The 13251-nt window shown below is 29.8% G+C and carries 13 protein-coding genes; 9 read left to right on the top strand and 4 right to left on the bottom strand.

Translation table 11 applies throughout. From position 1 onward, the window contains the following. Window positions 1-11: 11 nt before the first annotated feature. The 7 genes from gpmI to G507_RS0114980 all read left to right on the top strand — a co-directional run bounded on the left by gpmI (window position 12) and on the right by G507_RS0114980 (window position 7933). A complete protein-coding gene (gene gpmI / locus G507_RS0115010; protein ID WP_026718264.1) occupies window positions 12-1529 on the top strand; it encodes a 2,3-bisphosphoglycerate-independent phosphoglycerate mutase in 1518 nt (505 codons plus the stop codon). Beyond that, the gene (locus G507_RS0115005; protein ID WP_035666401.1) at window positions 1529-2050 is read left to right on the top strand and encodes a thioredoxin family protein; all 522 of its coding nucleotides are present in this window, start codon (window positions 1529-1531) and stop codon (window positions 2048-2050) included. The genes gpmI and G507_RS0115005 overlap by 1 nt, the downstream gene beginning before the upstream one ends. A 129-nt stretch (window positions 2051-2179) precedes the next feature. Further along, entirely contained in the window at window positions 2180-2827 is a 648-nt protein-coding gene (locus G507_RS0115000; RefSeq protein WP_026718262.1) for a leucine-rich repeat domain-containing protein, read from the top strand. A gap of 37 nt (window positions 2828-2864) precedes the next feature. After that, complete coding sequence (locus tag G507_RS0114995; RefSeq protein ID WP_026718261.1) at window positions 2865-3533, top strand: TetR/AcrR family transcriptional regulator; 669 nt, start codon at window positions 2865-2867, stop codon at window positions 3531-3533. Then, window positions 3534-5189, top strand: a complete 1656-nt coding sequence (locus G507_RS0114990; RefSeq protein ID WP_026718260.1) for a peptidase domain-containing ABC transporter — start codon at window positions 3534-3536, stop codon at window positions 5187-5189. Window positions 5190-5195: 6 nt separating this feature from the next. Then, entirely contained in the window at window positions 5196-6542 is a 1347-nt protein-coding gene (locus G507_RS0114985) for an HlyD family secretion protein (RefSeq protein WP_026718259.1), read from the top strand. A 2-nt stretch (window positions 6543-6544) separates the two neighbouring features. Further along, window positions 6545-7933, top strand: coding sequence for a TolC family protein (locus G507_RS0114980; RefSeq protein ID WP_026718258.1), 1389 nt, complete (start codon window positions 6545-6547; stop codon window positions 7931-7933). Between the two features lie 204 nt (window positions 7934-8137). Here G507_RS0114980 and G507_RS0114975 read toward each other — a convergent pair whose 3' ends face one another. After that, window positions 8138-8488, bottom strand: a complete 351-nt coding sequence (locus G507_RS0114975) for an RNA recognition motif domain-containing protein (RefSeq protein ID WP_026718257.1) — start codon at window positions 8486-8488, stop codon at window positions 8138-8140. 121 nt (window positions 8489-8609) lie between these two features. Next, complete coding sequence (locus tag G507_RS0114970; protein WP_026718256.1) at window positions 8610-9884, bottom strand: acetyl-CoA hydrolase/transferase family protein; 1275 nt, start codon at window positions 9882-9884, stop codon at window positions 8610-8612. Window positions 9885-10213: 329 nt separating this feature from the next. On the opposite strand from G507_RS0114970, the gene map reads away from it, so the two are divergent. Further along, on the top strand, window positions 10214-11032 hold the full coding sequence (gene map, locus G507_RS0114965; RefSeq protein WP_026718255.1) for a type I methionyl aminopeptidase: 819 nt from the start codon (window positions 10214-10216) through the stop codon (window positions 11030-11032). Window positions 11033-11095: 63 nt separating this feature from the next. After that, on the top strand, window positions 11096-11866 hold the full coding sequence (locus tag G507_RS0114960) for a class I SAM-dependent methyltransferase (protein WP_026718254.1): 771 nt from the start codon (window positions 11096-11098) through the stop codon (window positions 11864-11866). A 1-nt stretch (window position 11867) separates the two neighbouring features. On the opposite strand, the gene G507_RS0114955 is transcribed toward G507_RS0114960, so the two are convergent. Beyond that, window positions 11868-12881, bottom strand: a complete 1014-nt coding sequence (locus tag G507_RS0114955; protein WP_157496625.1) for an FAD:protein FMN transferase — start codon at window positions 12879-12881, stop codon at window positions 11868-11870. After that, window positions 12859-13221, bottom strand: a complete 363-nt coding sequence (locus tag G507_RS0114950) for a hypothetical protein (RefSeq protein ID WP_026718252.1) — start codon at window positions 13219-13221, stop codon at window positions 12859-12861. Before G507_RS0114950 ends, G507_RS0114955 begins: the two co-directional genes overlap by 23 nt. Window positions 13222-13251: the final 30 nt, after the last annotated feature.

Raw genomic sequence — 13251 nt, 5'->3', positions numbered from 1 at the left:
CAACTAAGGCAATGAATAAAAAAGTAATCTTAATGATTTTAGATGGTTGGGGAAAATCTCCTGACCCAAAAGTTTCTGCAATAGACAACGCAAATACTCCTTTTATAGATAGTTTATATACAAAATACCCTAATGCTCAATTGAGGACAGATGGTTTAAACGTGGGTTTACCTGAAGGTCAAATGGGAAATTCAGAAGTAGGTCACATGAATCTTGGAGCAGGAAGAATTGTATATCAAGATTTAGCTAAAATAAATTTAGCTGTAGCTAATCACACTCTAAACCAAGAAAAAGTATTACAAGATGCATTTCAATATGCTAAAGCCAATAACAAAGCGGTTCATTTATTGGGCTTGCTTTCAGATGGTGGTGTTCATTCCCACACTTCTCATCTTCGAGGGATAATTGATGCTACAGAAGATTTTGGATTAGAAAAGGTTTTTATTCATGCATTTACAGATGGTCGTGATGTTGACCCAAAATCTGGAGCATTGTATCTTGAAGATTTATACAATTATATTGACACTAAAAAAGCTAAATTAGCTTCAGTAATAGGTCGCTATTATGCAATGGATAGAGATAAACGTTGGGAAAGAGTCAAATTAGCATATGATTTATTAGTAAACGGAAAAGGAAAACGCACGAAAGATGCAGCTTTAGCTATTTTAGAAAGTTATAAAAATAAAATAACCGATGAATTTGTTGAGCCAATGGTAATGGTAGACGAAAAAAACGAGCCTATTGCTACAATAAAAGATGAAGATGTCGTAATTTTCTTTAATTTTAGAACTGATAGAGGACGTGAATTAACCGAAGCTTTATCCCAAAAAGACTTTCACGAACAAAACATGCATAAATTGAATCTGTATTATGTTACAATGACCAATTATGATGATACCTATTCCAATGTTCATGTAATTTATGATAAAGACAATATCACCGAAACGCTTGGTGAAGTTTTAGAAAAAGCCAATAAAAAACAAATTCGAATTGCTGAAACAGAAAAATATCCACACGTTACTTTCTTCTTTTCTGGTGGACGTGAAAAGCCTTTTGTGGGTGAAACTAGAATATTAAAAAACTCACCAAAAGTAGCTACATACGATTTGCAACCAGAAATGAGTGCCTTTGAATTAAAAGACGCTTTAATTCCGGAACTTAAAAAAGGTGATGCTGATTTTGTATGTCTAAACTTTGCTAATGGCGATATGGTTGGACACACTGGAGTTATGGAAGCTGCAATTAAAGCTTGTGAAGCAGTTGATATTTGTGTAAAAGAAGTAGTAGAAACTGCTCTAGAAAATAATTACACCACAATTATTATTGCAGATCATGGAAATTGTGAAACCATGATTAATCCAGATGGAAGTCCAAATACTGCTCACACAACTAATCCAGTACCAATTATTTTGGTTGACAAAGAATTAAAAAATATTAACAACGGTGTCTTAGGTGACCTAGCTCCAACAATATTAGAATTGATGGGAATACAAAAACCAGAAGCTATGACCTGTAAATCTTTACTATAATGAAAAAAATAATCCTACTTATATTACCTTTCTTATTTATTAATTGTAGTCCAACCGGAAAAATCATAACAAGTAACAATGAAAAAATGTTAATCGGAAAAGCTACAAAAATCGATTTAGAAAAGGCTCCATTTGATTCATGGTACACTTCAGGGTTTAACGAGTACAAACCAAAAGAAGAAGTTACAAATCAATTAAAAGATAAAGTAACCAATATTACAATAACTATATTTATGGGAACTTGGTGTGAAGACAGTCAAAATCAAGTTCCAGATTTCTATAAAGTTCTAGAAGCATGTCAATTTAAGGAAAGAGGCATCACTTTAATTGCAATGGACAGAAACAAAACAACTCCAGAAAATCTTGAAAGTGGTTTAAACATTACAAATGTTCCTACTTTTATTTTTTATGAAAAAGGAGTAGAAATTAATAGAATTGTAGAATCTCCAAAAGTGAGTTTAGAACAAGATATGTTAGATATTCTCTCTGGAAAAGACTACAAACCTAATTACTCTGAATAATTACAAAACAAAAAAAGCCATAAAATCCTGATAAACTCAGGATTTTTTTTTGAACAATTCTTAATCAAAAGTTAAACTTTTACATAGCAATAGTAATACTATTATATTTGCAGAGTAAAACTTATAATTATGAAAAAGAATATAGCTTTTAAATTGGTACTCTTTATTTTGATGTTCTCTATTAACGGATATTCTCAAACAGAAACCATCAAGGACAGCCTTACAGAAAACAATATAGAGAACGCATTGCTTCATCCTGAAGAAGTAATAAGATTAAATTTATCTAATCAAGATATTGATTTTAATAAAATTGACTTTTCTAAATTTGTTAATCTTGAATATTTAAATTTAGAGAATGACCATCTATCTGAGATTCCGAATGGTATAATTTTATTAAAAAAAATAAAAACATTAAATCTAAGTGGTAATGATTTTAAAAACTTACCTATTTCATTTGAAAACTTAACTACACTTGAAGAATTATATTTAAATAATGAAGTTAATTTTAAGTTTGAAAGAAATATTGAAGTATTATCAAAATTACCAAATTTAAAGAAATTACATTTAGAAAATGATAAATTGAGCAAACTGCCAGCTAAAATAACGCTTTTAAAAAACTTAGAATATTTATATATAAATGACAATCAGTTTAAAAAATTTCCGCTAGAAATACAAGGATTACAAAATTTACAATATCTAGATTTGAAAAAAAACTTTATCAAACAAGAAGATATTGATATATTAGAATTAAATTTCGGTTTTCAAATTAAACTATAATTCACTTCTGATTCAATTTTTAAAAAAAAATAATAAAATGCAAAATTTATTCAGTAATTTCAAAATTACAATTAATGATAAATTATACGTCAAAGATCCTGAAACATCAGATTTAGGCAAACGAATTATACAAAACAGTATCTTGTTAATTGAGGAAATTGGGTTTGAATCTTTTACATTTAAAAAATTAGGAGATAAAATTCAATCTAATGAGAGCTCAATATATCGTTATTTTGAAAACAAGCACAAACTACTCGTTTATCTATCTTGTTGGTATTGGTCATGGGTTGAGTATAACCTGGTTTTTGCTACCAATAACATTTCAAATCCTATTGAAAAACTAGTTAAAGGCATCAAATTAATCACTCAAAAAATTGAAGACGACCAAAAAACACCACATATTGATGAATCAATTCTAAATAAAATCATAATTTCAGAATTCACCAAAACACTTTTAACCAAAGAAGTTGATGAAGATAACAAAGAAGGTTTCTTTTTGGTTTATAAAAGAGTAATTTACAGAATTATTGAAATGATTGAAGAAGCAAATCCAAAATATCCTTATGCAAAGAGTTTAGCCTCAACAATCGTAGAAGGAACTTTACATCAGAATTATTTAAAAGAACATTTTAAGACAATTACAAATCTATCTGATGAAGATTGTATCACAGAATTTTATTTAGACATCATAAAAAAAGTATTGTAAATGAAGCCCATTGAAAGATTTAAAAGCTTAATAAAAGCTGATAAAAAAGATGTATATCAATTGTTAATATATTCAATTATTGGTGGATTGATAAGTTTATCGATTCCGTTAGGAATACAAGCCATTATAAATTTTATACAAGCAGGAAAAGTTAGTACTTCTTGGATCGTATTGGTAATTATAGTTGTAACTGGTGTAGCCTTTGTTGGTATTCTAAAAATTATGCAATTTAGAATAACAGAAAACATACAACAAAAGATTTTTGTTCGATCTTCATTTGAGTTTGCTTTTCGTTTTCCGAAAATAAAATTCGAACAACTTTATAATTTTTCACCACCAGAATTAGCGAATCGTTTTTTTGACACTATAAATGTTCAAAAAGGATTTTCAAAATTAATTTTGGAGGTTTCTACAGCTGCTTTACAAATTATTTTTGGAATCTTGTTACTGTCATTATATCATCCCTTCTTTATCTTTTTTGGAATAATATTATTGATATTACTTTACATGATTTTTAGAATTAATTTTGATTCAGGTTTAAAAACAAGTTTAAAAGAATCTAAATATAAGTACAAAGTTGCACACTGGTTGCAAGAAATTGCCCGTAATAATTTGAGTTTTAAAAATGGTAAATTATTTGAATTCTCGCTTAACAAAAATGATTACTTAGTAAACGAATATTTACAATATAGAGAAAGTCACTTTAGAGTACTAAGAAGACAATTTATACAACTAACCGGTTTTAAAGTATTAATTTCTGCAGGATTATTAATAATTGGTGGAATATTAGTATTAAGTCAACAAATGAATATTGGTCAATTTGTAGCAGCAGAAATTGTTATCATTACAATAATTGCAGCTGTTGAAAAACTATTTTATGGCTTAGAATTATTTTATGATGTCATAACTTCTTTAGAAAAATTAGGTACAGTTGTAGATTTAGAATTAGAAAAAGAAAAAATCACAACCAATTACACTTTAGACATTGATGAAATTAACATTAGCACAGAGCAATTAACCTTTCAATTTCCTGATGCAGATTTACCTGTTTTAAAAGACATAAATCTGACAATAAATCATGGAGATCGAATATTAATTCAAGGAGAAAATGGTTCAGGAAAAACGACTTTAATTCGATTACTATCAAGATTAATTGAACCATCGACTGGAACCATCTTTATAAACAACACTAACTACAAAAAGTTTTCATTTGAAGAATATAGATCAAAAACAGGAGTTATTACGCTAAACGATTCTACATTTGAAGGGACAATTTATGAAAACATAACTTGTAGTTGTCCAACAGTATCAATGAATGATGTTAACGAAATTTTAGAAAAATTAGAATTAACAAACTTAATTAAATCATTGCCTTTAGGTTTAGAAACAACTTTACTTTCAGAAGGAAAACAAATAAATTCATCAGCTGTTCAAAAAATATTACTAGCGAGAGTGTTAATCACAAAACCTAAAATTTTATTTTTAGAAGAACCAGTTGATAAACTAGATAAATTAACTGCAGGAAAAGTAATCGATATGCTTACTGACAAATCTAATCCTTGGACACTTGTAGTAATTTCAAAAAGCAAATATTGGAAAGAAAAATGCAACAAAATAATAACACTAGACAAAGGTCAAATTAAATCTATTAAATAATTTATTATGTTAAATATAACCAAGAACAGAATAGATGAATGGGTTGATTTGAGTAAATACAAATCAACCAAAGTACTTAAAGACAATAATGGGTATTTAATGATTAAAAGAACCATCTGGGCATGTGTCATTTGCCTACTTATATTTCTTTTTCTTCCTTGGACACAAAACGTTTCTGGAACAGGTGAAGTTACTACTTTAAAACCCAATCAAAGACCACAAACTATTCAAACTGGTATTGCTGGTAGGATTGAAAAATGGTATGTTAATGAAGGTGATTATGTAAACAAAGGAGATACAATTTTATTTATATCAGAAATCAAAGAAGATTACCTAGATCCGAATTTAGTTGAAAATACAGGAAACCAAGTTACAGCTAAACAAGGTGCTGCCAATTCTTATGCTTCAAAGGTTCAAGCTCTTGAAAGTCAAATTGGAGCAATTGGAAGCGAAAGAGCTTTAAAATACAAACAAGCTCAAAACAAGTTAAAACAATCTTTTTTAAAAGTACAAAGTGATAGTATTGATCTAGAAGCTGTAAAAACGCAATTAATTATTGCTAAAACACAATTTAATCGTGCTATAAATCTTAACAAAGAAGGTTTAAAACCTTTAACTGATGTGGAAGAAAAACGTGTAAAATTACAAGATACAGAAGCAAAAATAATTACACAAGAAAACAAATACATTACAGCTCAAAATGAAGTTCTTAATGCAAGGATGGAACTAAATAGAATTTTAGCCGAATATTCAGAAAAAACAGCAAAAGCTCAGAGTGATAAGCAAACCGCTTTAAGCTCACAATTTGACACAGAAGCACAGGTTAATAAATTAAAAAATCAATACACTAATTACCAAATTAGAAATGGAATGTACTATATTCTTGCCCCTCAGAACGGATATATCAACAGAGCTTTACAATCTGGTTTAGGAGAAACTGTTAAAGAAGGAACACCAGTTGTTAGTATAATGCCTTCGAATTTCGATATTGCTGTTGAAACTTATATTTCACCGGTAGATTTTCCATTAATCAATAAAGGTGAAAAAGTCAGAGTTTGGTTTGACGGCTGGCCCTCAATCGTATTTAGTGGTTGGCCTGGTGCTTCATACGGAACATTTGGTGGTGTAATTGTAGCTAAAGAAAATTTCATAAGTGAAAATGGAAAATACAGAGTACTAATCGCTCCTGATCCTTCAGAAAAAGAATGGCCTAAAAAATTAAGTATTGGTGCCGGAACACAAACTATTGCTTTATTAGATTCTGTTCCAATTTGGTTTGAGATTTGGAGAACTCTAAATGGTTTTCCTCCAAATTATTATACAACAGAAAAATCAGTTACAGAAAAAAAATAACAATGAACAAAAAAATTATTTACCTATTGCTGTTCTTTGCTGCTTCTTTATTTGCACAGGAAAAGAACTTAAAAGAGTTTTCATACAATGAATACTTAGGATATGTAAAAAAGTTTCATCCTTTAGTAAAACAAGCTAATTTAAAACTAAACGAAGCTCAAGCTTTACTAATGCAATCACGCGGTGCTTTTGATCCAAAATTAGAAGCTGAATATACAAAAAAACAATTTTCTGACAAAAATTACTATTCTATTTTTAATGGAAGTTTTAAAATACCAACTTGGTACGGTATAGAAATTAAAGCAGCTTTTGATAATAATGAAGGTATTTACGTTAATCCAGATATGACTTTACCTAATAGTGGTTTAACTTCATTAGGAATAACTGTTCCAATAGGCCAAGGTTTATTTATAAACCAAAGAATGGCTGATTTAAAAAATGCCAAATTGCAACAAACCGTAAATGAAGCTGAAAGAAATATAGAAGCCACTGATGTTTTACATAAAGCATCTTTGGCCTATTTTGAATGGAAGAAAAATTTTAGCGAAGTAGTACTTTATCAAGATTATTTAAAAAATGCTACAACACGTTACAAAGGTGTTTTAAAATTAATTGAGCAAGGAGACAAACCGGCTATTGACAGTACTGAAGCTGGAATAACAGTAAAATCTAGAAGATTAAATTTAGAAAGTTCAAAATTAAAATTGCAAAAATCTCGATTAGAATTGTCTAATTATTTGTGGTTAGAAAATAATGTTCCAATTGAGTTAGATGAAAATCTACTTCCAGAAATGACACTTTCAAATACAATTAAGGAAACTTTAGAAATTAATAATTTAATTAATTTTGAAATTAATAACCATCCAAAAATAAATTCCTTATCTACTAAAATTGATATTTTAAAAACGGAACAAAAATTAAGTGCAAACATGTTATTGCCTAAATTAGACTTGAGCTACAATTACATTTCTGAACCTAGCGCTTTTGATAATTATAGATTTGAAGATTATAAGGTTGGTGTAAATTTTTCATTCCCAATCTTTTTACGAAAGGAAAGGGCAAAACTAAAATTAGCTAAATTAAAAGTCCAAGATTCTGAATTTATGCTTGCATCTGAACGTGTTAGTTTGAAAAATAAAATTGAAGCACAACAAGTTGAAATTACTTCTTTAGAAAAACAAATAAGTATAAATACAGAATTAGTTGAAAGCTATAACACTATGCTTTCTGGAGAAGAACGTCTATTTACTTTAGGTGAAAGCTCGATATTTTTAATAAATTCTAGAGAAAATAGCTTAGTTAGCTCACAAATTAACGTCTTAAAATTAGAAAACGAATTCTATAATTCGATTGTTAATTTGTATAAAACGATTGCAAATCCTAATTTATAGAATTAAAAAATAAAAGCACTTCGACAAGCTCAGTGTGACAATTGTTTAATTAATTGATAATACGTAAATATGAATCTATTATTTTTAAATTTAAAAAGTTGCCAATTCAAATCCGAGATGTCAGTCTGAGCCTTTCAAAGACATTTTTAAGCAAAAAAAAATCCCGAAATACATCGGGATTTTTCTTTGTTTTTAAAAGAAATATTAAAAACGACCTCCACCTCTATTGTTGTCTCTGTCGTTATAACCACCTCTTCCACCACCACCTGTGTTTCCACCGCGGTTATTGTTAAAGCTTCTTCTTTCTCCTTCTGGTTTTGGCTCTGATTTGTTAACTACAATAGTTCTTCCATCAATTGAACCTCCGTTTAACTCATCAATTGCTTTTTGAGCTTCTTCATCATTTGGCATCTCTACGAAACCAAATCCTTTACTTCTACCTGTGAATTTATCAGAAATGATTTTTACTGAATCAACAGCACCATACTCTTCAAAATAACCTCTTAAATCTGCTTCCTCAATACTGAATGGAAGACTTCCTACGAAAATGTTCATCTAAAAATTGTTTTATTGGTACAAAGATAATCTTTTAAATAATACAAAAATCATTTATACTACTTTATTTTTTAAAATATTAATATGCATATTTTTATTTATTCATTTGTAATCATTTGAATTACATACAATTTACCGTTTCATAATATTCCTTTTCTATCCTTTCTTGATGTGTTGGATGCGCAATTCTAACCAACTCTTTTATTCTTTGTTTTAATGATTTTCCATATAAATCTGCAATTCCGTTTTCTGTTATGATAAACTGAACATGCGAACGCGTTGTCACAACTCCAGCTCCTTGTTTTAAAAACGGAACAATTCTACTTTCACCTCTTTTTGTAATTGATGGTAATGCAATAATAGCTTTTCCTCCTTCACTTAATGAGGCACCGCGAATAAAATCCATTTGACCACCAACACCAGAATACATTGTACTACCAATAGAATCGGCACAAACCTGACCCGTTAAATCAACTTCAATTGCAGAATTAATAGCTACCATATTATGATTCTTTCTAATTCTTGCTGTATCATTAACAATTGAAGACTCTTTCATTTCTATAAATGGATTGTCGTCTACAAAATCATACAATCTTTTAGAACCCATTAAAAACGTAGCCAAAGCTCTTCCTCTAAATGATCCTTTATAATTACAATTGATAACGTCTTTTTCAATTAAGTCTATTACTCCATCAGAAAACATTTCTGTATGTAACCCTAAATCTTTATGATTTGTCAATTTACTTAATGCAGCGTTTGGAATAGAACCAATTCCCATTTGAAGCGTACTTTTATTTTCAATTAAAGACGCAATATAAGAGCCTATTTTTTCTTCTACAGCTGAAAACGGTTTGACATCATGTCCATAAATTGGAACATTAACATCTACTAAATAATCTATTTCAGATTCGTGAAGAATTCCGTCACCAAAAGTTCTTGGCATTTGTGGATTTACTTGTGCAATAACTATTCTAGCATTTTCTATAGCAGCAATTGATGCTTCTACTGAAACTCCAAGAGAACAATAGCCATGTTTATCTGGTGGTGAAACATGAATAAAGGCTACATCCAAAGGCAAAACGTTTTTTCTAAACAATCTTGGTAATTCACTTAAAAAAACTGGAGTATATGAACCATTTCCTGCTTTTAGGGTGTGACGAACATTAGCTCCTATAAAAAAAGAATTAACGTGAAAACTTTCTGCGAATTCTGGATTTGCATAACGTGCTTCTCCTTCTGTATGAAGATGACATATCTCTACGTTTCTTAATTCTGATGCTCTTTCTGTTAAAGCATTTGCTAATATGGTTGGAGTTGCAGCTGCTGCTTGTAAATAAACTCTATCTCCAGATTTTACTACTTTTACAGCTTCTGCTGCTGTGACATATTTTGACATACCTAATAATTTTGCACAAAGATAAGGTTGAAAAAGTAGTTAGAAAATGACATTTCTCATCTTTAACGATTAGTTATTAAATGTTTATAGTCCTAGCCCAGATGAGAACGACATCCTTTTTTGCCTCGTTCTTAAAACGAGGCAAAAAAGATATAGTGGACAGCTGGAAATAGCTTCTAAAAAAGTAAAAAATAAATTGAATAGAAAATTGTACTTTTGCATTTCTGAAATAGTCATGATTTTCAATATATAATTATAAATCTATATTCACTCATGACATTCAATAAGACTTTTACAAACAATAAATAGCTACATATTAAATTTAGAATATGATAATTATAAAAACCCTTGAAGAAATAGAAATAATGCGCGAAAGTGCATTAATTGTTTCGAAAACTCTTGGTCTAATTGCCAAAGAGATTAAACCCGGAGTAACCACTTTATATTTAGATAAATTAGCCGAAGAATTTATACGTGATCATGGTGCTGAACCAGCATTTTTAGGAATGTATGGTTTTCCGAATAGTTTATGTATGAGCCCAAACACGCAAGTAGTTCATGGTATTCCAAATGACACTCCGTTGGTTGATGGTGATATTATTTCGGTAGATTGTGGTGCTTTAAAAAACGGCTTTTATGGTGATCATGCATATACATTTGAAGTAGGTGAAGTTGATGAAGCGACGAAAAAATTATTACAAATCACTAAAGAATCATTATACGAAGGCATTAGAGCTACTAAAGTCGGAAATCGCGTAGAAGATATCGGAAATGCAGTTCAAGTTTATTGTGAAGCGCATGGTTATGGTGTAGTTCGTGAATTATGCGGACATGGTTTAGGAAGAAAAATGCACGAAGACCCAGAAGTTCCAAATTACGGAAAACGTGGTCGTGGGAAAAAATTAGTCAACGGAATGGTAATTGCGATCGAACCTATGATTAATTTAGGCACAAAAAACATCAAACAACATAAAGACGGTTGGACAATTACAACTGCAGATAATAAACCTAGTGCTCATTTTGAACATGATGTTGCTATTGTTGACGGAAAACCTGAATTACTTTCTACGTTTGCATATATTTATGAAGCTTTAGGAATTGTTAGTAATGAAGAAGATGGCTTGCGTCAGAAAGCTTTAGTATTATAAGTTACTTTTTAATTTAAACCATAAAGTATAAAAAATAGATTTCCGTTTTCACGGAAAATAAATATGAAAAAAATATTCAAATTCATTCTTAATACAATTCCAAGACCAATCTTAATTCGACTGAGTATAGTGGTTCGACCAATTTTAGCTTTTTTACTGAGAGGAAATCGTTTCACCGATCCAATCGACGGAAAAAGTTTTAGTATGTTTTTACCCTATGGTTATGGAACACAACGAAATAATGTATTATCACCAAGTACACTTTCTTTGGAAAGACATCGTTTACTATGGTTGTATTTACAGAATGAAACTAATTTTTTTACTTCGGAAACCAAACTTAAGGTCTTGCATTTTGCTCCGGAACAAGAATTTTATAAGCGTTTTAAAAAGCAATCAAATATAGAATATACTACAACTGATTTACTTTCACCTTTGGCTGATGTAAAAGCAGATATATGTAATTTACCTTTTGAAGACAATCACTATGATATTGTTTTATGCAATCATGTTTTGGAACATATTCCAGATGACACTAAAGCGATGCAAGAATTATATCGCGTTCTAAAACCAAGTGGAATGGGGATTTTTCAGATTCCTCAAGATTTATCTCGTGCTGTTACTTTTTCTGATGATTCTATTACTGACCAAAAAGAACGTTCCAAAATATTTGGACAATATGATCACGTACGTGTTTACGGAAGAGATTATTTTGACAAATTAAGAAGCATTGGTTTTAAGGTTGAAGAAGTAGATTATACAAATACCATTTCACCTGAATTAGTTGAGAAATATTGTTTAGCCAAAGGAGAAATTATTCCAGTTTGTTATAAGTAATTTATTGGACTAAACTCTTGAAATTTTCTGTTTTGAATTGTTGTACTTTATTATTTTCATCTATGTATATCAATAATACAAATAGATCTTTGTGTTTTTGGACAAATTCAATTCCTTGCTTGATGTCATAAACCATAAAAGCAGTTGCATAACCATCAGCCATCATACAAGTTGGTGCTAAAACGGTTGCACTTAAAACATTTCCTTTTTGAGGCTTTCCTGTTTTTGGATTTATAGTATGAACAAATTTTTCACCTGTAATCGAATCTGTTACAACTTTTCTATAATTTCCTGAAGTTGCCATTCCAAGATTTTCGATTTTGACTTTTGCTATTAAAGTTCTTTCTTCTGGACTTTGTAACGGATCATCAATTCCGATTATCCAATTTTTGTTATCAATTATGTTTTTTCCGAAACCTATTAATTCACCACCAATTTCTACAATTCCGTTTTCAATACCTTTTGACTTTAAGAAATCTGCAACCACATCGACTGAATAACCTTGAGCAATTGCATTAAAGTCGAAATAGGTTTCTTTGTGAAGTTTTGAAATAGTTTTGTTTGCATTTAATTTCACTTTATCAAATCCTACAAAATTCAATAAACTATCAACTTGTGTCTGATTTAAATCTTTTCTTTGATGACTTGGCCCAAAACCATAAGCATTCACTAAAACGCCAATTGTTGGGTCAAAAAGTCCGTTTGTTTCTTTAAAAATTTGATTGGAAGCTTTGAATGTTTCCACAAAAAAATCGTCTACAATTACAGTTGAATCACCAGCATTAATTTTAGAAATCTTTGAGTCATCACGATAAGTCGAAAGAGACATATCAAAAGCTAACAATATAGAATCAATTTGTGCTTTTGACACTACTTCTTCATTTGCAATATATTTTATATTGTAAGTACTTCCTTGAGCTTCTCCTTGCAGGATTTGAAATATTGGTTCACTTTTTTTACAAGAAGCAAACAAAATTATTATTCCGATAAAACTAACTAAGTTCTTTATATCCATTATAATTGATTATGTAATCTGTTGATGTGTAAATTGGTTTTTCAAAGTCTTCTGCATTTGCTATTCCAACTCCAGCAAATAAAACTTTAGCATTTTTCTTTTTGGCATGATTTAGAAATGTATCTATAAAAAGCTCATTTGGTTCGTCTGGATTTATTGGATACGGAACTGCTTGAACCATTACAAAATGTAATGTATTTTGCGTATCAACACAAACAAATTGAGGATGTTTTTTTAGTTGACTATTGATTGCGATGAATTCAAACCCTTTTTTTTCAAGGTCTCTGCCAACATGATTCATTGCAATTTGGTGTAATTCTTGTTCTGAAAGCTCTTCCATAAAGCAAAGATAATAAAATTGAAAATGTAA

This window comes from Flavobacterium gelidilacus DSM 15343, from assembly GCF_000422685.1.
Classification (GTDB): domain Bacteria; phylum Bacteroidota; class Bacteroidia; order Flavobacteriales; family Flavobacteriaceae; genus Flavobacterium; species Flavobacterium gelidilacus.
This window is presented reverse-complemented; position numbering and strand designations above follow the sequence as displayed.